Annotated in this window: 21 protein-coding genes and 1 tRNA gene; 17 read left to right on the forward strand and 5 right to left on the reverse strand. The window is 44.5% G+C overall.

Translation table 11 applies throughout. The annotated features are described in order from the left end of the window. The first annotated feature begins 4 nt into the window (after window positions 1–4). A tRNA-Asn gene (locus WMO28_RS12610) sits at window positions 5–77 on the forward strand. A 6-nt stretch (window positions 78–83) separates the two neighbouring features. Here WMO28_RS12610 and WMO28_RS12615 read toward each other — a convergent pair. Beyond that, window positions 84–329 carry an RDAC family protein gene (locus WMO28_RS12615; RefSeq protein ID WP_349057166.1) on the reverse strand — a complete coding sequence of 82 codons (246 nt, stop codon included), beginning with the start codon at window positions 327–329 and terminating at the stop codon, window positions 84–86. A 187-nt stretch (window positions 330–516) separates the two neighbouring features. On the opposite strand from WMO28_RS12615, the gene WMO28_RS12620 reads away from it, so the two are divergent. The 4 genes from WMO28_RS12620 (at window position 517) to WMO28_RS12635 (ending at window position 3813) form a co-directional block, all read left to right on the forward strand. Next, on the forward strand, window positions 517–1074 hold the full coding sequence (locus tag WMO28_RS12620; RefSeq protein WP_349057167.1) for an NUDIX hydrolase: 558 nt from the start codon (window positions 517–519) through the stop codon (window positions 1072–1074). Window positions 1075–1101: 27 nt separating this feature from the next. Then, on the forward strand, window positions 1102–1719 hold the full coding sequence (locus WMO28_RS12625; protein WP_349057168.1) for a sugar O-acetyltransferase: 618 nt from the start codon (window positions 1102–1104) through the stop codon (window positions 1717–1719). Window positions 1720–1815: 96 nt separating this feature from the next. After that, window positions 1816–3039, forward strand: coding sequence for a [FeFe] hydrogenase H-cluster maturation GTPase HydF (hydF, locus tag WMO28_RS12630; RefSeq protein WP_349057169.1), 1224 nt, complete (start codon window positions 1816–1818; stop codon window positions 3037–3039). An 87-nt stretch (window positions 3040–3126) separates the two neighbouring features. Beyond that, the gene (locus WMO28_RS12635) at window positions 3127–3813 is read left to right on the forward strand and encodes a hypothetical protein (protein ID WP_349057170.1); all 687 of its coding nucleotides are present in this window, start codon (window positions 3127–3129) and stop codon (window positions 3811–3813) included. 95 nt (window positions 3814–3908) lie between these two features. Here the strand turns inward: WMO28_RS12635 and WMO28_RS12640 are convergent, their stop codons facing one another. Next, window positions 3909–5672 (reverse strand): ABC transporter ATP-binding protein, encoded by a 1764-nt coding sequence (locus tag WMO28_RS12640; protein ID WP_349057171.1) that lies wholly within the window; start codon window positions 5670–5672, stop codon window positions 3909–3911. Next, on the reverse strand, window positions 5669–7432 hold the full coding sequence (locus tag WMO28_RS12645) for an ABC transporter ATP-binding protein (protein ID WP_349057172.1): 1764 nt from the start codon (window positions 7430–7432) through the stop codon (window positions 5669–5671). The genes WMO28_RS12640 and WMO28_RS12645 overlap by 4 nt, the downstream gene beginning before the upstream one ends. Before the next feature lie 220 nt (window positions 7433–7652). Between WMO28_RS12645 and WMO28_RS12650 the strand changes: the two genes are divergently transcribed. Then, a complete protein-coding gene (locus tag WMO28_RS12650) occupies window positions 7653–8516 on the forward strand; it encodes a LysR family transcriptional regulator (protein WP_349057174.1) in 864 nt (287 codons plus the stop codon). Between the two features lie 33 nt (window positions 8517–8549). Here WMO28_RS12650 and WMO28_RS12655 read toward each other — a convergent pair whose 3' ends face one another. Further along, window positions 8550–10709, reverse strand: coding sequence for a SulP family inorganic anion transporter (locus tag WMO28_RS12655; protein WP_349057175.1), 2160 nt, complete (start codon window positions 10707–10709; stop codon window positions 8550–8552). Between the two features lie 188 nt (window positions 10710–10897). Between WMO28_RS12655 and mnmA the strand changes: the two genes are divergently transcribed. Both mnmA and WMO28_RS12665 read left to right on the forward strand, forming a co-directional pair. After that, entirely contained in the window at window positions 10898–11980 is a 1083-nt protein-coding gene (gene mnmA / locus WMO28_RS12660) for a tRNA 2-thiouridine(34) synthase MnmA (RefSeq protein ID WP_349057177.1), read from the forward strand. 267 nt (window positions 11981–12247) lie between these two features. After that, complete coding sequence (locus WMO28_RS12665) at window positions 12248–13555, forward strand: O-acetylhomoserine aminocarboxypropyltransferase/cysteine synthase family protein (protein ID WP_349057179.1); 1308 nt, start codon at window positions 12248–12250, stop codon at window positions 13553–13555. A 102-nt stretch (window positions 13556–13657) separates the two neighbouring features. Here WMO28_RS12665 and WMO28_RS12670 read toward each other — a convergent pair whose 3' ends face one another. Further along, complete coding sequence (locus WMO28_RS12670) at window positions 13658–14470, reverse strand: polysaccharide deacetylase family protein (protein WP_435376470.1); 813 nt, start codon at window positions 14468–14470, stop codon at window positions 13658–13660. A 599-nt stretch (window positions 14471–15069) separates the two neighbouring features. Here WMO28_RS12670 and eno point away from each other — a divergent pair. The 9 genes from eno (at window position 15070) to uppS (ending at window position 23551) form a co-directional block, all read left to right on the forward strand. Further along, window positions 15070–16419 (forward strand): phosphopyruvate hydratase, encoded by a 1350-nt coding sequence (gene eno, locus WMO28_RS12675; protein ID WP_178640961.1) that lies wholly within the window; start codon window positions 15070–15072, stop codon window positions 16417–16419. A 70-nt stretch (window positions 16420–16489) separates the two neighbouring features. After that, the gene (secG, locus tag WMO28_RS12680) at window positions 16490–16723 is read left to right on the forward strand and encodes a preprotein translocase subunit SecG (RefSeq protein ID WP_178640959.1); all 234 of its coding nucleotides are present in this window, start codon (window positions 16490–16492) and stop codon (window positions 16721–16723) included. 173 nt (window positions 16724–16896) lie between these two features. Continuing rightward, window positions 16897–19155, forward strand: coding sequence for a ribonuclease R (rnr, locus tag WMO28_RS12685; protein ID WP_349057180.1), 2259 nt, complete (start codon window positions 16897–16899; stop codon window positions 19153–19155). A gap of 10 nt (window positions 19156–19165) precedes the next feature. Continuing rightward, window positions 19166–19636 carry an SsrA-binding protein SmpB gene (smpB, locus tag WMO28_RS12690; protein WP_178640936.1) on the forward strand — a complete coding sequence of 157 codons (471 nt, stop codon included), beginning with the start codon at window positions 19166–19168 and terminating at the stop codon, window positions 19634–19636. Between the two features lie 51 nt (window positions 19637–19687). After that, a complete protein-coding gene (locus WMO28_RS12695; RefSeq protein ID WP_349057181.1) occupies window positions 19688–20179 on the forward strand; it encodes an acyl-CoA thioesterase in 492 nt (163 codons plus the stop codon). Between the two features lie 222 nt (window positions 20180–20401). Next, window positions 20402–21478, forward strand: a complete 1077-nt coding sequence (locus WMO28_RS12700) for a hypothetical protein (RefSeq protein ID WP_178640921.1) — start codon at window positions 20402–20404, stop codon at window positions 21476–21478. A 14-nt stretch (window positions 21479–21492) separates the two neighbouring features. Beyond that, window positions 21493–22188: a UMP kinase gene (gene pyrH, locus WMO28_RS12705; RefSeq protein ID WP_178640918.1), complete on the forward strand. Its 696-nt coding sequence runs from the start codon at window positions 21493–21495 to the stop codon at window positions 22186–22188. 37 nt (window positions 22189–22225) lie between these two features. Further along, complete coding sequence (gene frr, locus WMO28_RS12710; protein ID WP_178640915.1) at window positions 22226–22777, forward strand: ribosome recycling factor; 552 nt, start codon at window positions 22226–22228, stop codon at window positions 22775–22777. Between the two features lie 66 nt (window positions 22778–22843). Then, a complete protein-coding gene (gene uppS, locus WMO28_RS12715) occupies window positions 22844–23551 on the forward strand; it encodes an undecaprenyl pyrophosphate synthase (protein ID WP_178640912.1) in 708 nt (235 codons plus the stop codon). Window positions 23552–23553: the final 2 nt, after the last annotated feature.

The raw sequence follows: 23553 nt of genomic DNA on the forward strand, positions 1-23553 counted from the left end.
GTATTCCTCCTTAGCTCAGTCGGTAGAGCATGCGGCTGTTAACCGCAGTGTCGTTGGTTCGAGTCCAACAGGGGGAGTTTTTTTTATTTTATGATCCAGAAATTCAACTTACTTTCATCATATTCAATCGAAATTCTTTTCCCAGCAAAAAAATCATTCACAATCTTGTACATATCATCAAAATGTCCTTCACAGGCACAATTTCCAAGTGGTTCGATCCAACAGGACTGTTTTCCGCAGGCATCTCTGAGATGGATGCGAAAATGAAGCCCCTGATCCTGTAAAATCCCATTCAATTCAATAATATCGTTATAAGAAATAAAATACATGATAAACCTCCTGTTAAGTAATTATAGAATTTCTTCCTTGTATTTCGTGTTTATTATAGCAAAAAAATCAATAAGAAGAAATGCAGAACACATTTTTCTGATAATATATATGGAAACAATGTGTAAATCATGATAGAATAAATTTTATTAAGCAAACAGAAACATTACAGGAGAAAGCAGCGAAACAATGGAAATATTTGATATCATAGATAAATACGGCAATCCAACCGGTCAGACAGTAGAACGAAGTATTGCTCATGCAGAAGGAATCCCTCACCGCACGGCACATATCTGGATCGTCCGCAAAGAAGGTAAAAAGGTACAGATTCTTCTTCAGAAAAGATCTATGAATAAAGATTCTTTTCCGGGAAAATTTGATACCTCATCTGCCGGGCATATCCAGGCGGGAGATGAACCATTGGAATCAGCACTGCGAGAGCTTAAGGAAGAACTGGGAATTCAGGCGAAACCGGAAGAACTTCATTTTGCAGGAACTTTTCCAATATCCTTTGCAAAAGAATTTCATGGAAAAATGTTTCGCGATGAAGAAATTGCATTTGTTTATATCTACGCTCAGCCGGTAGATATCCATCAGCTTACACTTCAGGAAGAGGAAGTGGAGACAGTACAGTGGTTTGACCTGGAAGACGTTTACGAAGAATGCAGACAGCATAATGAGAAATTCTGTGTTCCTCAGGGAGGAATTTCTCTTATAAGAGAGTTTATAAATATAAACAACTTGTAATAAGTAATGACAGAGGAGGTTTTACTTATGCGCCCTATGAAAGATAAATTACACACAGGAGAGTTATATCTGGCAGATGATGAAGAAATCATGAAGGATCAGCTGAAAAGACTGGACCGCCTTTATGATTTCAATATGACGCGTCCGACGGAGCTTGACAAGCGGGAAGAGATGTTGAAGGAGATGTTTGCAGAGATCGGAGAAAACTGTTATATTGAGCCGCCACTTCATACAAATATGGGCGGTGGACATGTTCACTTTGGAAAAAATGTCTATGCGAACTTCAATCTGACACTGGTGGATGATACCCATATTTATGTAGGCGATTATACGATGATCGGACCGAATGTAACAATTGCGAGTGCAGGACATCCGATTCTTCCCGAGCTCCGTGAGAAAGGATATCAGTATAATATGCCGGTACATATTGGAAAGAACTGCTGGCTGGGAGCCGGAGTGATCATTCTGCCGGGAATAACTATAGGCGATAATGTGGTAGTGGGAGCAGGCAGTGTTGTAACGAAAGATCTGCCATCCAATGTAGTAGCAGTTGGAAATCCATGCAGAGTATTGCGTGAAGTAAATGAACACGATAAAGAATATTATTTCAAGGACAGAAAGATTGATTATTCTGAAATCATATAAGTTTATCTGATTTTATGAAACGTCTCCCAATAAGGAAAAATCGGAACAGGAATGGATGAGGACCTGTCTGACGCTAAAAGAAAAGAGGAATGGAATATGGGAATGAATGAAACACCTTCAGCAGACCGTGTGCATATCGGTTTTTTTGGCAAAAGAAATGCAGGAAAATCCAGTATTGTCAATAAAGTGACAGGTCAGGAATTAGCAGTCGTTTCCGATGTAAAGGGAACCACTACTGATCCGGTGAGCAAAGCAATGGAGCTTCTTCCAATGGGACCGGTTGTGATCATTGATACACCAGGAATCGATGATGAAGGACATTTAGGTGAACTTCGTGTCCGCAAGGCGAAGCAGGTCCTGAATCGTGTGGATGTGGCAGTTCTTGTAGTGGATGCTACAGTGGGAAAGACCAGTGTGGACGAGGAACTGATCCGCATTTTTAAAGAAAAAGAGATTCCATATCTGGTAGTCTATAACAAGGCAGATCTTTTGAAAAATCAGACAGAACATATTCATGGAGAAGAAAATTCAGAAGTATCGATCTATGCCAGCGCAGCTACAGGTCAGAATATTTATGAATTGAAAGAAAAGATCGCGACGCTTGCAGTAACTGATGATCTGAAACTGCGCCTGGCAGGTGACCTTCTAAAACCATCAGATTTCGTAATACTGGTCGTTCCCATTGATAAAGCTGCTCCCAAAGGACGTCTGATCCTTCCACAGCAGCAGACGATCCGGGATGTCCTGGAGGCAGGAGCAGCTGCGATCGTGATCAAAGAAAATGAACTGAAGAACACTCTGAATACCCTTGGAAAGAAACCAAAACTTGTTATCACGGACAGCCAGGCTTTTGCAAGGGTCAGTGAGGAGACACCGGAGGATATCTGGCTTACATCGTTTTCAATTTTGTTTGCAAGACTGAAAGGAAATCTGAAAACGGCGGCAGCCGGAGCTGCAGCACTTGATAAGCTGAAAGATGGGGATAAGATTCTGATCTCAGAAGGCTGTACCCATCACAGACAATGTGACGATATCGGTACGGTGAAGCTTCCACGCTGGATCCGGAACTATACGGGGAAAGAGTTGGGATTTGAATATTCTTCCGGAAGGGAGTTCCCGGAGGATGTGACAAAGTACAGCCTGATCGTTCATTGCGGCGGTTGTATGCTTAACGAGCGGGAGATGCGTTACCGGCAGAAATGCGCGGCAGATCAGGAAATCCCAATCACGAATTACGGAATAGCTATTGCCTATATGCAGGGAATTTTGAAGCGGTGCGTGGAGATGTTCCCGGATGTAAGAAAGAAACTGGATGAATGAACCGATTTTACCGGAAATTTTGGATAATTACAAATAATGAAATTATTGTATTGTAAATAAATCGGCAGGATTAAGGAGTTACAGAAGATGATCGACCAGGCACTATCAATGGCCCTTCAAAAAGAAATCCCTATATTAACCGCACAGATCCGTAGCCTTTATGCAGAGTTTGACAGAAAATTCCATCTGCAGGGAGCGAAGATTCCCATAACATTTGGAATGGAGACGGATCTGCTGGGATCATATACAAGAGGTAATTATCATGAGAAGGAGCATTTTCATTTTTCGCTTTTGTTTATAGGATATGCGGTAAAAAATCCTCTGAAAAAAGAGGACAGGCTGGATCTTTATAAGCACGAATATGCCCATTATATGCAGCATAATTTTTATATTCCGGCAGAGTACCAGTGGCAGCACGGCACACATGGAAGTGCCTGGAAATACTGTTGTTCTCTGACAGGGGCGGTACCGACACCTTATTATAAGGCTGGGGAAGCTTTGATGAAACATGATTATGAGAAAAAGCTTCGAAATCCGATCCACGACCGGACAGTAACTGTGCGGGATACTTACCGGAGAGAACAGCAGCACAGAAATACACAGAACAGTATTGTAAGATATGAGATCGGTGAGGATATCATCCATCCGAAATTTGGAACCGGAAATATCGAGCATGTGGAACAGCTTCCCGGTTCTGTGCGACTTCATATTCGTTTTGGAGAAGAACTGAAAGTAATTGATCAGAAGTGGCTTCTTAGGACAAAATACAAATAAATCCAACAGGAAAAACAGCACCCAGGACACATCATATCAAGAGATGTTCCAGGGTGCTGTTTGCGTTATAATTGTAAATTTTTCATTGCAGAGGCTTACTCAGAAACCTTTACAAACTGGCTGTTATAAAGATTCTGATAGAAACCGCCTTTTGCCATGAGTTCGTCATGATTTCCCTGTTCGATAATGCTTCCGTCTTTCATTACAAGAATCTCATCAGCATTACGAATGGTGGAAAGACGGTGAGCTACGATAAAGCTTGTTCTTCCCTGCATCATACGGTCAAAAGCTTCCTGTATCAGCATTTCTGTTCGTGTATCAATGCTGGAGGTTGCTTCATCCAGGATCAGCATCGGAGGCAGACACAGCATAACACGGGTGATACAGAGCAGCTGTTTCTGACCCTGGCTTAAGCTGTCTTCATAAAGAAGCGTATCCAGTCCTTTTGGAAGACGACGGATAAATTCCCAGCTGTGAGACATTTTAGCAGCCTGAATCACTTCGTCATCGGAAGCATCCGGTTTTCCGATGCAGATGTTATCTCGGACCGTACCATGCTTGATCCAGGTATCCTGAAGCACCATACCATAACTGCTTCGAAGCGCATGCCTGGAAACCTCGGTGATCGGTTTTCCGTCTACAGAGATGGTTCCGCTGTTGACATCATAGAAGCGCATCAGAAGATTGATAAATGTTGTTTTTCCGCAACCGGTAGGGCCTACAATGGCGATACGCTTTCCTGGCTCTGTGTGAAGGTTGAAATGCTCGATCAGAGGTTTTTCTTCTTCATATCGGAAAGCGACATCCTTAATATCTACTGCTCCTTTTACATGATCAAGAGTTCCGGATGGATCCGGGCTTTCCGGCTGTTCTTCCAGAAGATCAAAGATTCTGGCAGCGCAGGCCAGGGCATTCTGAAGCTCTGTGATCACGGAACTGATATCATTAAAAGGTTTCATGTACTGGTTAGCGTAAGCCAGAAGCACGGAAAGACCGCCAACGGTGAGATGCCCACCGGGAATAAGGAATGCACCTACAAGGGCTACGCCTGCGTAAATAATGTTGTTGATGCAGCGGGTAGACGGGTTGGTAAGGCTGCTGTAAAAAACAGCTTTCTGACTGGCATCGCGAAGCTCTTCATTGATGGCAGCAAAACGTTCGGAAGAACGGTTCTCATAGCCAAATGCCTGGACAACCTTCTGATTTCCGATCATTTCTTCGATCAGCGCTGTCTGGCGTCCACGGGCGTCACTTTGTGCACGGAACATCTGGAAGGAATGAGAGGAGATGAATTTTGCCACAAAAAAGCTTACAGGAGTGAGAACGATGACCATCAGTGTGATCCATACATTTTTGGAAAACATAAAGATCAGAGTTCCAATGATGGTGATGATACCGGAGAAAAGCTGTGTAAAACCAAGAAGCATACCATCTGAAAGAATATCGGTATCTGCGATCACACGGCTGATGATATCACCGGTACTATGTCCGTCCAGGTAGGACAGAGGAAGCTTCTGGATATGACGGATCGATTTTGCACGGATATCCTGTACGGTGTGGTAGGTCATACGATTGTTGATGATACTCATGACCCAGGTAACAATGCCGGAAAGTACGATCATCACCAGAATTCTGGAAAGATAAAACCACATTCTGGAGAGATTGACCTCATGGGTAGCAACCACCTCATCAATGGCATAGCCAAAAAGTACTGGTACATACAGCTGAAGAATCACAGTGACAGCTGCAAGAATGATACTTAATACAAGAAGAAAACGGTATTTTCCGATAAAACGAAGCACCTTGAAAAAGGTTTCCATGCTGTTTTTGTTATTCTGTTTTTGGGCTGTCTTACTCATGCGAAAACCTCCTTTCCGGTACTTTTTTCATATTTGATGCGTTCCTCAGGAAACTGTGAGAAAAAGATTTCACGGTAAGGTTCACAGGATGCCACAAGCTCCTGATGAGTTCCCTTGCCTGCAAGCTGTCCGTCATCCAGTACCAGAATCAGATCTGCCTGGCGGATGCTGGCTGCTCGCTGGGAAACCAGGAATGTCGTTACATTACCATCAAGCTGATGAAGTGATTTTCTAAGGGCAGCATCTGTAGCGAAGTCGAGGGCACTGGCACTGTCATCCAAGATAAGGATCTCAGGCTTTTTCACAAGGGCACGGGCAATGGTAAGACGCTGACGCTGTCCGCCGGAAAGATTTCGGCCATTCTGTTCCAGCGGGAAATCAAGTTGTCCGTCTTTTTTCTCAACGATCTCACGCGCCTGGGCAGTAGTAAGAGCCGCCCACATTTCTTCATCTGTGGCATCCTCACGTCCCCAGCTTAAATTATCACGGATGGTTCCCTGGAAAAGAGCTGCTTTCTGAGGAACCACGCCGATTTTTTCCCGAAGCTCTTTCTGGGAGTACTTCTGTACATTTACACCGTCAAGAGTGACAGTTCCTTCACTTGCGTCATAAAAACGGGCGATCAGATCCACAAGAGTGGATTTTCCGCTTCCGGTACCACCGATGATACCTACAGTAGAGCCCTTTTTTGCGGAAAAAGTGATATCAGAAAGGCTGGGAGCGCCGGTTCCCGCATAGGAAAAGCTTACATGGTCAAAAGCAATGGCACAGTCGCTGTGAGTTGCAGGTGCGGAAGTCTTTTCCGGATAAGCCATGGTCGTGTCTACATTCAGGATTCCGGCAACACGGTCTGCACAGGCCATAGATTTGTTCAGAGTGATGATCAGAGATGCAAGCTTGATGAGCTCTACGATCATCTGAGCCATATAATTATAAAGCGCGACAACTTCACCCTGCTGCATATTTCCGAGATTTACCTGCACACCTGCTACCTGAATCAGGATCACGGTTGCGATATTGATCAGTACGTAGGTTGCCGGATTCAGAAGTGCAGAAATTTTTCCAACGAATTCATTAAGTTTGGTCAGAGCGAGATTGCTCTCGTCAAATTCTGCAACGGCATCCTCTTCACGGCAGAATGCACGGATCACACGGACACCGGTCAGATTCTCTCTGGTGAGACGGGTGACAGTATCCAGACGTCCCTGCACTTTTTTGAAAAGAGGGATACTTAAAAACATGATCACAAAGACAACCAGAAACAGCACCGGGATGGCGACCACGAAGATCAGCGCACAGCGCACATTGATGGTAAAAGCCATGACCATGGAGCCAAGAACGACAAAGGGGCTTCTAAGAAGAAGACGAAGACCCATGTTTACACCATTCTGTACCTGGTTTACGTCATCGGTAAGACGGGTAATAAGTGTATCCGTTCCAAGGGTGTCCAGCTCCGTGTAGGAAAGCTTCTGGATGTGATCATATACAGCCTGCCGTGCCTCTGTGGCAAAACCGACACTGGCCTTTGCCGCAAAAAACTGTGCGGTAATACTGACTGTAAGACCTGCGGCAGCCATCAGTATCAGGATAAAAAATCTCTGCACAATATAGCGGTGATCATTATGGAAAATACCCACATCTATGATCTGTGCGATGACGATCGGCACAAGCAGGTCAAATACAACCTCCAGAAACTTGAAAAAAGGAGCCAGGATGCTTTCTTTTTTGTAGTTTCGAAGATATTTTGCGAGTGTTCGCATTTTTTCCTTTCCTCCATTTCCTGTTTTTTACAATAAACCTCTGTTATTATACTCCTGTGTAAGATGATACGCATAATATTGTTTTTGATGTAGCGTGATACAAATTTTATATTGAATAAAATATAGCTTTATGGGATGATAAAGATAGTATCTGCAAAAGAAGGAAAATCATCAAAAGTAAAAATAAAATCATGCAAAGAAATCAGAAAAGGAGAATAATATGGAGATCAGACAGCTGGAATATTTTCATGAGATCGCAGCAACAGGAAGCATCAATGAAGCTGCAAGAAGATTAAATATGTCCCAGCCTCCGTTAAGCTACCAGATCAAGCAGCTGGAGGCAGAGCTGAATGTAAAGCTTTTTGAGAGGACGAGAGCAGGAGTGACACTGACAGAAGCAGGGAAACTTCTCTATGACCGTACGGAGAACATTCTGAATTATGTCCGTTCCACAGAGCTTGAAGTATCCAAGGCCGGGAAAAAACAGGTACTCCGTATTGGAATCACACCCACTACAGTTACGACCATCATGCCTTTTATCTCGCGGTTTTCAAAGGCAAATGCGGATGTGAATTTTGAGGTGCGGGATGCCATCACGTTTACGCTGATGAATTATCTTATGGATGGGATCATTGATGTCTCTGTGGTACGGACACCTATCAAGCTGGAGGGACTGAATTATCTGGAACTGGGGGAGGAGCCAATGATCGCAGCACTCCCACCAGAATTTATGGAAAATACAACAAAAAAAGAAGACATCCGTCTGAAAGATCTGACGGATCGCCCTCTTATTATCTACCGGCGATATGAAGAATTCCTCATGAAAGCTTTTCAGGAAAAAAATCTCCAGCCGGATATTTTCTGTGTATGTGATGATCCCAGAGATGCGATGCTCTGGGTACAGGAAGGTCTTGCGACTGCTGTTTTTCCAAGGTCTATGGAAAATCTTTGTACAGAGCTTCCGATCCGTGTCATAGAGGAGGAAAAGCTGAAGACAAAGATCCTTCTTGCCTGGAAAAAAGACCGCAGGCCTTCCGCGGTGATGCAGGAATTTATCAATATCTGCGAAAAATATGCAGAGTAAATGTGTCTTTACAGAAGACTCAGCACGACAGAATCATTCATTAAGGTGTTCTTCTTTCCAGTGTTTCCATTTTCGGACAGCCTCAGGATTCTGTTTTTCCAGACGTTCTTCTAACTTTTTACGGCGCTGTTCCAGGCGTTCCAGCACCTCCGGATGCTCAGCCAGGATCTTTTCTTTCAGCTTGCCACGGCGCTTTTCCAGAAGATGCAGGATCAGTTTGCGGTCAGAGGTGAGCTCTTCCGGCAGCTCGTCCATATGTAATTCGATTCGTCGAAGTAGCTCGTCCTCATCCAGGACACCAAGACTGTGCCAGTTGTCCAGAAGCTCCTCGAAGCCTTCCTCGGAGAGACGTTTCACATCCGGAATCTGATGCAGCTGTTCTATGATGTGGTGAACGGATTCCTCGATCTCTTTAACTGCATCGTCGCCAAAAGCCCAGGCAAACTCCTCCAGTGTGTTTTCTTCCTCGGCCGGAAGAAAAGCAATGCTGCGGCGGAGAAGTTTTGCCTCGTCCTCTTTCGGAACATCCAGCTCATAAGGGGCCTCGATTCCTGCATCGTGGAGAGCTGCCAGAATGGTACGTCTTACCATGCCGTCTTTGATCATATGTCCGATTCCGAACTGGCGCAGCTGTTCATTGATCTGAGTGGAATGTTCAGTGAGATAAAAACGGATTCCACGTTTTTTGAGACTGGCTGCGATAGCCTCCAGACGGTCGGCAGCAGTGATATCGATGCTGTTTATGGCACTGGCATCTATGATCACAACCTTGGTATCTTTCCGGATACTGTTCTCGATATCCTCCTGGAAGATCTTTACATTGGCGAAGAAAAGGTTCTCACTGAACCGGTAGATGATGACGCCCTTAATGGGATAAGCATAACGGTTTCTTGAAAGATCAAAGTATGCATCTCTTCCCGGAATCATACCGCGGAAGGAGCGTGGCGGATTGGTAGCCTTGATGATCACTGCAACAAAAGAGAGCAGGATACCGATGATAACACCGTAAATGGTACCCAGGCAGAGGACGCTGAAGCCGGCAGCCATGAAAATATAGAATTCGGTTCTGCTCACTTTGAAAAGGCGGACAGCAAGGTGTGTTTCCACAACATCCATCAGAGCAGAGATTACAATGGCAGTCAGCACAGGAACAGGAAGATAACCGATAAAGCCTGTACAGAACAGAAGAATCAGAGCCATGGTGATACCGGCAGTGATGGAAACTGCCTGGGATTTTCCTCCGTACTGTTCGTTCAGGGAGGTACGGGAAATACTCCCATTCACCGGGCAGCAGCCGACTGCTGCAGCTGCCACATTTCCGGCAGCGCAGGCCAGGATCTCCTGACGGTCATTCAGTTTATAATCATTACGGAATGCGAAAGTATTCTCTGCAAGAAGAGTTTCAGCCATGATGACAACAGCAACCATAAGCCCACGTCCTGCAGCCTGGGTAAGATCAACATTTATGAGATCAGGGATCATCAGAGCCGGAAGCCCACGTTCTACAGACTGAAGAAGAACCACGCCTTTTTCATCCACATGAAAGACAACGGTTGCAAGAACACCAAGTGCCATGATTACAATGGCCATGGGAAATTTCGGAGCCAGTTTCTTAAACAGGCGGATCAGAATGAGGGCACCAAGTCCCATACCAAGAGAAAGCCAGCTGATATTTTTTGCGGCAGCAAAGATATGTTCTGCCAGCTCCAGAAGCTCTCCGGATCCTGCAGGACTGCCCATAAGCTTGGGAATCTGCATCAGAATGATGGTTACGGCAATACCACTAATGAAACCGCCCATAACCGGAGTGGAGATGAAATCTACGATACGGTCGGCGTGGAGTAGAAAGAACAAAAACAGCCAAAGCCCTGCAAACAGGGAAATTGCAGGCACATAATTCATAGCTGCGTCAGATTCTGCTGCGATGCCGAGTGTGGACAAGGCACCACCTACAATGGCAGCAGGGGCAGCATCCACACCGAAGATAAACTGTCTTGAGGTGGAAAACAGTGCAAAAAGCAAAATCGGCAGAACGGAGCCGTACAGACCGTACACAGCCGGGATACCGGAGATCTGTGCGTATCCCATGGAAATGGGAATGGAAACTGCAGCAATGATGATTCCGGAAAAAATATCCTTCAGAAGGTATTCCTTCCGGTAATTTCGCAATGTGGAAAACAGCGAAAGTTTCATATGGTCACATCCTTTTCTGAAAAAATATGTTCTATTATATACCAAACAGCTTCCGGAGAAAAGAGAATCCTGTCTTTTGTATGAAGAAAGCATGCTAAATGAAAAAGCGTGGACAAAGAATATCTGGCATATTATAATAAGTGCGGATTAGAGTAAAAATATCTGTGAAAGAAAGGTTAGAAATATATATGAAAAAAGCAATCATAGCAATGAGCGGTGGAGTGGACAGTTCCGTGGCAGCTCTTCTTACAAAGGAATCCGGTGACGAGTGTATCGGAGCAACCATGAAACTTTATAATAATGAGGATATCGGCGTTCATCGGGAAAAGAGCTGCTGTTCCCTGGATGATGTGGAGGATGCCAGAAGCGTAGCCTATCAGATGGATATGCCATATTATGTATTTAATTTTACAGCGGATTTCCACACAGAGGTAATGGATCGTTTCGTGGAAGCTTATGAAAACGGCTGCACACCGAATCCGTGTATTGACTGTAACCGCTATCTGAAATTTGACAAGCTGTTTCACCGTATGCAGGAGATCGGCTACGACTATATTGTGACAGGTCATTATGCAAGGGTAGAATATGATGCGGACAGAGACCGTTACATTCTGAAAAAAGCGGTAGATGATACGAAGGATCAGTCTTACGTGCTTTATATGCTGACGCAGGAGCAGCTGGCTCATGTGAAGCTTCCGCTTGGAGGACTCAGAAAGGATCAGGTACGTGTGATCGCAGAGGAGCATGGCTTTATCAATGCCAGAAAGCATGACAGCCAGGATATCTGTTTCGTACCGGACGGAGACTATGCGAAATTCATAGAAAAATATACAGGAAAGAAAACACCGGAGGGTGATTTTGTAGATAAAGAAGGAAAATATATCGGACGCCATAAGGGAATCATCCATTACACTATCGGCCAGCGTCGCGGTCTTGGAATCCCGGCAGCCAGCCGTCTTTATGTTTGTGAGATCTCTCCGAAAACCAATACTGTAGTATTAGGTGATAACAGTGATCTTTTCAGCAGTGAACTGGAAGCTGACAGTGTAAATCTGATCTCTGTGGCAGATTTAAGTGAGCCTAAGAGAGTTACCGCAAAGATCCGCTACCGTCATAAAGAGCAACCTGCAATTGCATGGCAGACACCGGATGGTATCCTTCATGTGAGGTTCGATGAGCCTCAGAGAGCCATCACAAAAGGCCAGGCAGTAGTAATGTATGACGGAAATGAGGTTGTAGGTGGTGGCGTTATAAATAAAATCTATAACTAGTCATAAATAAAGGTGAGAACCTAAATAGATAAACCCCATTGACATACTAGGAAAAGGGTGATATGATTGCATCATCAAAAAACGGAGCACACAAAACAAGGTGAGCAACGTGATGATCAGGAGGAAATCATGAAGGTTTTACAGAAGTCAACAAGGGTGTTTATCGAAGAAAAGCGAATGTGTTGTTGTCGCTGATAAGCAGATGATCATAAGATAAGAAATTACTATTTTACCGAATATAAGAATAAAAGAAAAGAGGACAAACACATGAGCAAAATTACAAGAGATCAGAGAAAATTCAAATTTGAGACATTACAACTTCACGTAGGACAGGAGCAGCCGGATCCGGTTACTGATGCAAGAGCAGTGCCGATCTATCAGACATCTTCCTATGTATTCCGCAACTGCGATCATGCAGCAGCTCGTTTCGGACTTGCAGATGCAGGTAACATCTACGGACGTCTTACAAACCCGACAGAGGATGTTTTTGAGAAGAGAATCGCAGCACTTGAGGGTGGCTCCGCAGCACTTGCAGTAGCATCCGGTGCAGCAGCTATCACATACACCATTGAGAACCTTGCACAGCAGGGAGATCACATTGTAGCAGCCAAGAACATCTACGGTGGAACAACAAACCTTCTTGAACATACACTTCCGGCATACGGAATCACAACAACATTTGTTGATGTATTCAATCTTGAGGAAGTAGAGAATGCGATCCAGGAGAACACCAAGGCAGTTTACATCGAGACTCTTGGAAATCCGAACTCTGATGTAGTAGATATCGAGGCACTTGCAAAGATCGCCCATGCACACAAGATTCCGCTTGTTGTAGATAACACATTTGCAACACCTTACCTTGTAAGACCGATCGAGTACGGCGCTGATATCGTTGTTCATTCCGCAACAAAATTCATCGGTGGACACGGAACAACAATCGGTGGTGTTATCGTAGAAAGCGGTAAATTTGACTGGGAGGCTTCCGGTAAATTCGCATCTCTTACAGAGCCGAACCCAAGCTACCATGGAGTAAGCTTCACAAAAGCATGCGGACCGGCAGCATTTGTTACAAAGATCCGTGCAATCCTTCTTCGTGACACAGGTGCGACAATCTCTCCGGTAAGCTCATTCATCTTCCTTCAGGGACTTGAGACACTGTCTCTTCGTGTAGAGCGTCACGTTGAGAACGCGCTGAAGGTTGTACAGTACCTGAACAATCATCCGCAGGTAGAGAAGGTTCATCATCCGTCTGTATCCACAGATCCGAGCCAGCAGGAGCTCTACAAGAAGTACTTCCCGAATGGTGGTGGTTCCATCTTTACATTCGAGATCAAGGGAGATGCACAGAAAGCAAAAGATTTCATTGATAACCTTGAGCTGTTCTCACTCCTTGCTAATGTTGCCGATGTAAAATCTCTTGTTATCCATCCGGCTACAACAACACACAGCCAGTGCACAGAGGAAGAGCTTCTTGATCAGGGAATCAAGCCAAACACAATCCGTCTTTCCATCGGAACTGAGAATATCGATGATATCATTCAGGATCTTGATGAGGCATTCAAGGCTGTTAAATAAGTTTTTACCCATACCTTCTATATATATTAATAGCACAGGGCTGATCAGCACCGGGATATATATCCCCGGTGCTGATTTTCTGTTTTATAAAAATACTCTGTATTATGCAGATTTACAGAGATCTTCCAGCGTTCCGAAGGTATAACCCATTTCCTCCCATTTTGTCAGCAGTTCATCCAGGATAGAAGCGTTCGTGGAGGAAGTACTGTGCAGCAGTACAATAGCACCTGGATGGATCCGTCCCAGAAGTTTCTCAAAAGCTTCTTCTTTTGTCGGCTGCTTATCCTGATACCAGTCTACATAGGCCAGACTCCAGAAAAATGTTTGATAACCAAGATCCTTTGCCATCTGGAGATTTTCAATACTGTAGATACCCTGTGGAGGGCGGTAGAATTTCAACATGTCTTTTCCGGTTGCTTCCTTATATAAAATTTCCACATCCTGAAGCTGTTTCTGGAAATCTTCTTTTGTGGAAATACCGGTCATGTCCGGATGGGTCATCGTGTGATTTCCGATGGTATGCCCCTGTGCGATAATTTCCCGGATCAGCTCCGGCTTTTCCCGGATCAGCGTTCCCACAACAAAAAAAGTGGCATGAACCTGATGCTTATGTAAGGCATCCAGAATCGCAGGGGTGTTGCCATTATCATATCCGGCATCAAAAGTAAGGTAGAGGATTTTTTTATCGGTGTTCTGTGCGTACCAGGCATTATACCGGGAAAGCTCTTCGATGGAAGCGTTGCCGGTGGGACGTTTACCTTCTTCCTGAAAACTTAAGCCCCAGTTTTCACTTTGGGCAGACAGTGAGACAGATGCTGGTTTACTGGCTCTGGAACAGGCTTTTCCTATAAGACAGCCGATGGCGAATGCCATGATAAAGAAAAAGATGAGACGGTAGAGATGCTTTAACTTCATAAGAACCTCAAAAAAGCAGGGTTATTAGTAAGCATATGAAGGAAGAGAAGAGATATGACATAAAAAATAAGAGCCATCAGCGATTGATTTCTTCTGCCGATGACTCTTCTAATTTTCAGTATCCAATGGAATATACCTCTCATTTCTTAGATTTAAAACTTATACGGAATTAAAATTTACGTTCTCGGTGGTCCGTACCTCCCTGTTTTAATTATGATGGAAAATCTTTAAATCTTCTGGTGGTCTGTACCTCTCTTTCTTAGATTATAAAAAACTGATTATGTTTTCGGTGGGTTCACGCTCCTTTTTGATTTATTTTTTGTTTTCCGTTTGTTTTATTTGATGATTAAACTATAACAGATAAAAACGATATTGTCAATACTGAATTTGAAAAACAATAAAAATAAATTAAAAGATAAAAATAATAAGAATATAATATATAAAATATTCTGAAAACAGCCAAGAATACCTGTTTTGTTGTTCTTGTGACGTATATAACGAATCTCTTTCGGACAAGATAACTTTATGAACATAAGAAAAGAGCTGCACTTAAAAGACGGTAGTTTATATGAATTATTATCTTCAAGGAGGGAAAGCTTATGCTACGTTATCTGCCTGTTCGAAAGGTTCACGCAAGACAAGTTCTGGATTCCCGGGGAAATCCCACGGTGGAAGCGGAGGTAACGGTTGGAGAAGGAATCATAGGGATTAATGGATATACGGGAAGAGCCATGGTACCATCTGGTGCTTCTACAGGGAAATTCGAAGCCCGGGAGCTGCGGGATGGAGACAGGACGGAATATATTGGTCTGGGAGTAAAAAAAGCAGTGGAGAATGTTAATACACGCCTGGCAGATGCTATTGTCGGAGAAAATGCACTGAATCAGGCGTGGATCGATCATCTTCTGATCGAGACGGATGGTACGGAAAACAAAAGCAGTGCAGGTGCCAATGCAACGTTGGCAGTATCTCTGGCCGTGGCCCGGGCGGCAGCCGGTGCACTTCGGATTCCGCTGTATCAGTATCTGGGTGGCTGCCATACCATGCAGCTTCCGGTGCCGATGATGAATATCTTAAATGGAGGAAAGCATGCAGACAATACGGTGGATCTTCAGGAATTCATGATCATGCCGGTAGGCGCAGGCTGTCTGGAAACAGGAATTCGCATGTGCGCGGAGGTTTATCAGCACCTGAAACTGCTTCTTCGTGAAAAAGGTCTTTCTACTGCGGTTGGAGATGAGGGCGGTTTTGCTCCGGATCTTGCTGATTCAGAGGAAGTACTCACATTGATTGTTCATGCCATAGAAAAGGCAGGATATAAGCCAGGCGAAGAGATTTCCATTGCCATTGATGCAGCTTCCAGTGAATTATATGATGAGGAAAAAGGAGCGTATTTTTTCCCGGGAGAGAGTCGCATGAAAGGGGAAAAGATCTACCGGGATGCCAGAGAGATGACAACTTATTATGAAAAGCTGGCGGAAAAATTTCCGATCGTGTCCATTGAAGATGGTCTCTGGGAGGATGACTGGGAAGGCTGGCAGCACCTTACAGAGCATCTTGGAAAAAAGATTCAGCTGGTTGGAGATGATCTGTTTGTTACGAATATCAAGCGTCTGCATTGCGGCATACAGCTTGGCGCAGCCAATGCGATCCTGATTAAGGTAAATCAGATCGGAACCCTGACAGAAACACTGGATGCAGTGGAAATGGCGCATCATGCGGGATATCGTGCAGTAATCTCCCACAGATCCGGTGAAACAGAGGATTCTTTCATTGCAGATCTGGCAGTTGCATGTGGAACCGGTCAGATCAAAACCGGTGCGCCATGCCGTTCAGACAGGAATGCCAAGTATAACCAGCTGCTTCGGATTCATGAACAGTTAGGTTCTCTTGGACGTTATCGCGATCCTTTTACCAGTGAAAAGCAGAAAAAGCCCCACATAAAATAAACGAAAAATGGTTGAAATCCGGTATCAGCTATGGTAAAATAACCTCTAGTTGATTAGGAGGTGTAACCGCGTGAATATTTTGAAGATTATTCTGACTGTAATTTATGCAATAGATTGTATCGCTCTGACTGTTGTCGTACTGATGCAGGAGGGCAAGCAGCAGGGTCTGGGCTCTATCGCCGGAGTAGCTGATACCTATTGGGGCAGAAATAAAGGACGTTCCATGGAAGGTGGCCTCGTAAGAGGTACCATTATCATGGCAGTGATTTTCTTTGTACTGTCAGTTGTACTGAACATTATCTGATCGGTAAGTGATTACCGGGATGGAAGGTGGGAACACTCTTGCTGCGTTAGCATGCAGAAGAAACTCGTGAGGGTCTTCTTTTGTTAATCAGCAGGAGTGTTTTTGCGTTGACATAAGGGTTACGGAGAATACCTCCGAAAGTGTAACAGAACATAGAATGAAACGGAGAAATTGTGAAAAGATCGAAAAATTTTGAAAAAAGAAAAAAATTTGTGATGGAACTGCTGGGAGATCCGCTGTACAAACCTATGCGTCTGCGGGAGATCGGATCACTCCTTCAGCTGGATAAGAATGAGAAAAAAGAGCTTTTTGACGTTCTGGATGAGCTTTGTGCACAGGGGAAAGCTGAGGTAGATAATAAGGGACGATACAGCAAGGTTTCCGGCAGACATAAAGATTCCAGAAAAAAAGACCGTACAAGGACGGAAAAGAAAGACAAAAACCACCGTGGAAGAGATCACAGGGAGGATTACCGTGAGGAACGTCATTTCTCAGAGAAAGACGGCACGATCATGGAGGGGACTTTTATCGGACATTACAAAGGCTTTGGTTTTGTGGAGGTAGAAGACCAGGAGGAAGATATTTTTATCCCGGAGAATGATACAGGAACAGCCATGCATCAGGATAAGGTACAGATTCTTGTGCGTAACAGCCGCAAAGAGGGAAAACGCCAGGAAGGTGTTGTGCTGAAGGTCCTGGAGAGAGGAATGCCTTCGATCGTGGGAACCTATCAGAGCAGCAGGGATTATGGCTTTGTGATCAGTGATAATCCGAAATTTTCCAAGGATATTTTTATTTCCCGGAAAGATTCCATGGGAGCAAAGGACGGAGATAAGGTAGTTGCAGAAATCGTGGATTATGGCTCACGAAATAAGAAACCGGAAGGAAAGATCACAGAGGTGCTTGGAAACTTACGTTCACCGGGAACGGATATCCTTGCAATCGTAAAGAGCTTTAATATCCCGAGTGTTTTTCCGGATAAGGTGCTCCGCCAGGCTGATCGTGTGCCGGATCATGTGCAGGAAGCAGATATGGACGGAAGAATAGATCTCAGAGATCTTGTTACGGTAACGATCGACGGTGAGGACGCGAAAGATCTGGATGATGCGATCTCCCTGACGAAGGAGAACGGAATCTATCATCTGGGCGTGCATATTGCAGATGTCAGCAATTATGTACAGGGTGGAAGCGCACTTGACAGGGAAGCGCTAAAGAGAGGAACCTCTGTTTATCTTGCTGACCGTGTCATTCCAATGCTTCCGGAGCGGCTTTCCAACGGGATCTGTTCTCTGAATCAGGGACAGGACAGGCTGACTTTAAGCTGCCTGATGGATATCAACGAAAAAGGCAAGGTAGTCTCCCACAAGATTGCGGAGACGGTGATCTGTGTCAATGAACGTATGTGCTATACAGATGTAAAAAATATCCTCGAGGATACGGATGATGAGGCAAAAAAACGATACGAAGCACTGATCCCGATGTTTTTCCTGATGAAAGAGCTGTCACAGGTTCTTCGCAGCCGCCGTCATACAAGAGGTTCCATTGATTTTGATTTCCCGGAAAGCAAGATCATACTGAATGCGGCAGGAAAAGCTATCGATGTGCAGCCTTATGAAGCAAATGTGGCAACCAGGATCATTGAGGACTTTATGCTTCTTGCCAATGAGACAGTAGCCCAGGAATATTGTACAGGAGATTATCCTTTTGTATACAGAACCCATGAGAATCCGGATCCGGAGAAGATCGAGAGCCTTCTGACACTTCTTCATAATGAAGGGGTTAATATACAGAAATCCGGCCAGGAGATCACGCCGGGCGAGATCCAGGAAATTCTGGAAAATATTGAAGGAATGCCAAATGAGGCACAGATCAGCCGGTTGACGCTGCGTACCATGAAGCAGGCAAAATATACAACGGAATGCAGCGGGCATTTCGGCCTTGCAGCGAAATATTACTGTCATTTTACTTCGCCGATCCGAAGATATCCAGATCTTCAGATCCACAGGATCATCCATGATAAGCTGAGAGGCAGACTGGTCCGTGAGGGAAGAACCGAGCATTATAAGGAGATTCTGGATGAAGTGGCACGCCAGTCCAGTGTGTGTGAGAGACGTGCTGATGAGGCGGAAAGAGAATCCGACAAGCTGAAAAAGGCAGAGTATATGTCCTATCATCTGGGCGAGGAATATGAAGGAATCATATCCGGCGTTACAGGCTGGGGACTTTATGTAGAGCTTCCAAATACAGTGGAAGGACTGATACACATCAATACACTGCGGGACGATTATTATGTATTTGACCAGGAAGCGTATGAGCTGCGGGGAGACATGACAGGAAGGATTTTCCGCCTTGGGCAGAAAGTCCGAGTCCGTGTGGCCGATGCGGACAAGATGCTGAAAACCGTGGATTTTGTTCTGGTTGAGGAAGACTGAGGTAACAAAAATGGCAAAAAAAGCAGGAATGAAACTGATCGCAAATAATAAAAAAGCGTTTCATGATTATTTTATAGAGGACACTTATGAAGCCGGGATCGCACTTGCGGGAACTGAAGTAAAATCTCTCCGTTCCGGCAAATGCAGCATCAAGGAAGCTTTTGTCCGTGTGGAAAATGGAGAAGTGTATGTTTACGGAATGCACATCACTCCGTATGAGAAAGGAAATATTTTTAACAAAGATCCTCTCCGCGTGCGGAAACTTCTGCTGCACCGCTATGAGATCGATAAGATCGAGGCCAAGCTGAAAGAAAAAGGACTGACACTTGTACCGCTGAAGGTTTATTTTAAGGACAGTCTGGTGAAGATTGAAATTGGTATGGCGCGTGGTAAAAAGCTCTATGACAAGCGTCAGGATATTGCCAAGAAGGATCAGAGAAGAGAGGCAGAAAGAGACTTTAAAGTAAAAAATCTTTATTGATCCTTTTATTGCAGGAATGTGAAATATCACAAGACGAGGGAGGAATTTACCGTGGATAACGGGCAGGAAAGACGGAAAAAAACAGTGGCGGAATCAACAACAGAGCAGGTTCATCTGATCATGCAGCAGCATTTAAACGGAAGCGGAAGACTTTTCGGAGGTGCGTTGATGCAATGGCTTGATGAGGTTGCGGGAGTTGTAGCAATGCGGCATGCAGAGACGCACAGAGTGGTAACGGCCGCTGTTGATAACCTTCAGTTTAAACAGGCGATCTATGAGGGAGAGATCCTGGTATTGCGAGGATATGTGACTTACGTGGGGAAATCCTCCATGGAGGTGGAGATCGACACGTATACAGAACTGCCGGATGGCATGCGCCAGACTGTGAACCGGGCATTTTTTGTGATGGTGGCTGTAGATGAGAATGAGAGACCGACGCAGGTACCGGAGCTGCTCATTACTACAGAAGCGGAAAAAGCCAGAAATGAAGCTGCCAAAATGCGTCGTTCCATGCGAAAACAACGTCGTGAGAATGGTTTCTGACTGTAGATGTTCTAATTTTTTACATAGTCTGAAAAATCTAAAAATTGTGTGAAATTCCAGATGGTCAGGTTGACAAGAAAGTGATACTCTGCAATAATAAGAAAGGAAAACCTGACGTTAAATTAACCATTTAGCGCATAAACTGCGAGGCAGTTATTTGAGTATAAGAAAAATAGCGAACGCGGATGATATTATCCGCTTGACTATGGAGGAGATATTATAATGAAGAAACGTTATTTGATTCTTGCCGGCATTCTCGCTGTAAGTATGCTTGCTGCCGGTTGCGGAAAGAAGACATCTGTTGCACCGGAGCAGAAGGTTGAGATAACTGTGACACCAACTGTTACAGAAGCGGCCAAGTCTGAAGTGGTGGAAATGCAGACTTCTACAGATGACACGGCGAATATTAAGAATGTAATGGGAACCAAGAGCGATACTACAACCGGTATCGTATTTACGAATAAGATGGGATCAGCAATCTCAGCAATCTATGTTCGTCCAACCAGAGATGACGGGGATGACAGTGATGAGACCTGGGGAAGTGATCTTGTAAATGGTAAGTTTACACTGGCTGATAATGACAAGGCTGTTTACTATATGGAGAAGAGCCAGAAGGATGACAATGGTGATACAGCAACAAGCTTTGATGTACGTGTCACATTTTCTGATGAAGAGCAGAATGAGTGCTTTTTCCGCCAGCTTCCGCTTCTGACAATCTCACAGCTGAGTCTGTGTATGGATGGTGAAGGGGAAGATGCGCTTCCTTATGCTACATATCTGACAAGCGGAAGCACGAAGGAAGTTTCTACGCTGAAGGATGTGAAAGCACGTCTTGGAATTGAGGATGACAGTGAAGAGAGCGACAGCAGTGACAGTACGGATAATAACGACAGTACAGACAACAGTGACAGTATAGACAGCAGTTCGGAGAATAATAGTGCAGATATGAATGATTCATCATCAACGGATGATGGAAGTGCCAGCACAGACAGTAACAATAGCACTGATTCAGGTTCTGATGATTCATCAACAGCAGATCCTACAACGGCACCTTCGGCAGATCCTACAACAGCGCCTTCCAGTGATGATGCCAATAGTGGTGATGATCTGTCTTCTGTAGCAGCAGGATACATCGGACAGTCCATATCAGATCTTGAGAATGCATGTGGCAGTCCTAATGGCAGTGACTATGAGGATGAACCGGAATCCGGTAAGACCGGTTACTATTATTATGATACGTTTACGGTTTCTACAACTTTTGACGCTGACGGCAATGAAGTTGTATCCGGCGTATGGTAAAGGAGAATAAACATATGAAAAGAGTGTTACTGAAATTAAGCGGAGAGGCTCTTGCAGGAGAGCAGAAGAGAGGCTTTGACGAGGCAACAGTCACAGAGGTGGCTAAACAGATCAAGACGATCGTTGATGAGGGACTTCAGGTTGGTATTGTAATCGGAGGTGGTAACTTCTGGAGAGGACGTACCAGCGGAGCTATGGACAGAAGTAAGGCAGACCAGATCGGCATGCTTGCGACGATCATGAATTGTATCTATGTATCTGACATCTGCAGATATGTAGGACTTAAGACAGAAGTATTTACACCATTTGTCTGTGGTGCATTTACAACACTTTATTCCAAGGATGCTGTAGAAGAGAGCTTTGCAGAAGGCAAGGTGGTATTCTTTGCAGGCGGAACAGGTCATCCGTATTTCTCCACAGATACAGCTACGGTACTTCGGGCAGTTGAGATCGGTGCAGATGCGATCCTTCTTGCGAAAGCTGTTGACGGAATCTATGACAGCGATCCGAAGGTGAACCCAAATGCAGTAAAATATGACGAGATTTCTATTGATGAGGTTGTTGCCAAGAAGCTTGCTGCAATGGATCTTACCGCATCAATCATGTGCATGGAGCAGAAAATGCCAATGCTGGTGTTTGGACTTGATGAGAAAGACAGCATCGTAAACACAGTACATGGCAAGTTCTCCGGAACAAAGGTAACGGTATAAACAAAAAATAAAATAACCATACAGGGAGATATGAGAAATGGATGAGAGAATTCAGGCATATGAAACAAAAATGGGAAAAACACTGAATGCTTTGGAGAGTGAGCTTGCAACAATCAGAGCCGGCCGTGCAAATCCGCATATTCTTGATAAGCTTACAGTAGACTATTATGGAGCACCGACACCGATTCAGCAGGTAGCTAACATTTCTGTACCAGAGGCACGTATGATTCAGATCCAGCCATGGGAATCCAGCATGATCAAGGCAATCGAGAAAGCAATCCTCTGCTCAGATCTTGGACTGAACCCGAGTAACGATGGAAAAGCAATCCGCCTTATGTTCCCGGAGCTTACAGAGGAACGTCGTAAAGAGCTTGTAAAAGATGTCAAGAAAAAAGGTGAGGGCGCAAAGGTCGCAGTGAGAAATATCCGTCGTGATGCTAATGACGCATTTAAGAAGCTTGCGAAACAGGATGTATCCGAGGATGAGATCAAAGAGCTTGAGGATCAGGTTCAGAAGCTCACAGATAAATACATCAAAGAAGTTGACAAGGCGATCGAGAACAAGTCTAAAGAGATTCTGACAGTATAAATTCAGAAATAAGAGGAGAAAGAGGGCTTCTTCGAAGAAGCTCTCTTTCTGTATGGAGGAGAAGTTATGAACGTACCAAATCATATAGCAATCATTCTGGATGGAAACGGACGATGGGCGAAGGAACGTGGAATGCCAAGAACCTATGGACATGTGAAGGGGTGTGCCAATCTTGAGAACATCTGCTATGATATCAAAGATCTTGGCGTGAAGTATCTTACCGTATATGCATTTTCTACAGAGAACTGGAAACGTTCAAAGGATGAGGTAGAAGCGCTGATGAAGCTGTTTCGCAGCTACCTTAAGAAGTGCATCAAGATATCCAAGAAAAACAATATGCGAATGAAAGTTATCGGTGATATCACTGCATTTGCACCGGATATCCAGCAGAGTGTCCGTGAGCTGGAAGAATACTCCAAAGATTTTGACGGAATCTATTTCCAGCTGGCATTGAATTATGGAAGCCGTGATGAGATCCGCCGTGGGATGCAGAAAATGGCACAGGATGTAAAGGATGGAAAAGTAGAGCCGGAGAGTATCACAGAGGATATCATTGCGAGCTATCTGGATACTGCGGGAACACCGGATCCGGATCTGATGATCCGTACAAGCGGTGAACAGCGTCTTTCCAATTTTCTTCTGTGGCAGCTGGCATATTCCGAGTTTTATTTTACCCCGGTTGCATGGCCGGATTTCAACAAAGAAGAGCTGATCAAGGCCATTGAGAAGTACAATCAGAGAGACAGACGCTATGGCGGCGTTAAGGAGGAATAAAA

Origin of the sequence: Blautia aquisgranensis (genome assembly GCF_040096615.1) — a bacterium.
In the GTDB taxonomy this organism is placed as follows: Bacteria; Bacillota; Clostridia; order Lachnospirales; family Lachnospiraceae; genus Blautia_A; species Blautia_A aquisgranensis.

Coding starts and splice junctions, on each gene's coding strand:
- WMO28_RS12615 (WP_349057166.1), bottom strand. CDS start 329: ATGTATTTTATTTCTTATAACGATATTATTGAATTGAATGGGATTTTA.
- WMO28_RS12620 (WP_349057167.1), top strand. CDS start 517: ATGGAAATATTTGATATCATAGATAAATACGGCAATCCAACCGGTCAG.
- WMO28_RS12625 (WP_349057168.1), top strand. CDS start 1,102: ATGCGCCCTATGAAAGATAAATTACACACAGGAGAGTTATATCTGGCA.
- hydF (WP_349057169.1), top strand. CDS start 1,816: ATGGGAATGAATGAAACACCTTCAGCAGACCGTGTGCATATCGGTTTT.
- WMO28_RS12635 (WP_349057170.1), top strand. CDS start 3,127: ATGATCGACCAGGCACTATCAATGGCCCTTCAAAAAGAAATCCCTATA.
- WMO28_RS12640 (WP_349057171.1), bottom strand. CDS start 5,672: ATGAGTAAGACAGCCCAAAAACAGAATAACAAAAACAGCATGGAAACC.
- WMO28_RS12645 (WP_349057172.1), bottom strand. CDS start 7,432: ATGCGAACACTCGCAAAATATCTTCGAAACTACAAAAAAGAAAGCATC.
- WMO28_RS12650 (WP_349057174.1), top strand. CDS start 7,653: ATGGAGATCAGACAGCTGGAATATTTTCATGAGATCGCAGCAACAGGA.
- WMO28_RS12655 (WP_349057175.1), bottom strand. CDS start 10,709: ATGAAACTTTCGCTGTTTTCCACATTGCGAAATTACCGGAAGGAATAC.
- mnmA (WP_349057177.1), top strand. CDS start 10,898: ATGAAAAAAGCAATCATAGCAATGAGCGGTGGAGTGGACAGTTCCGTG.
- WMO28_RS12665 (WP_349057179.1), top strand. CDS start 12,248: ATGAGCAAAATTACAAGAGATCAGAGAAAATTCAAATTTGAGACATTA.
- WMO28_RS12670 (WP_435376470.1), bottom strand. CDS start 14,470: ATGAAGTTAAAGCATCTCTACCGTCTCATCTTTTTCTTTATCATGGCA.
- eno (WP_178640961.1), top strand. CDS start 15,070: ATGCTACGTTATCTGCCTGTTCGAAAGGTTCACGCAAGACAAGTTCTG.
- smpB (WP_178640936.1), top strand. CDS start 19,166: ATGGCAAAAAAAGCAGGAATGAAACTGATCGCAAATAATAAAAAAGCG.
- WMO28_RS12700 (WP_178640921.1), top strand. CDS start 20,402: ATGAAGAAACGTTATTTGATTCTTGCCGGCATTCTCGCTGTAAGTATG.
- pyrH (WP_178640918.1), top strand. CDS start 21,493: ATGAAAAGAGTGTTACTGAAATTAAGCGGAGAGGCTCTTGCAGGAGAG.
- frr (WP_178640915.1), top strand. CDS start 22,226: ATGGATGAGAGAATTCAGGCATATGAAACAAAAATGGGAAAAACACTG.
- uppS (WP_178640912.1), top strand. CDS start 22,844: ATGAACGTACCAAATCATATAGCAATCATTCTGGATGGAAACGGACGA.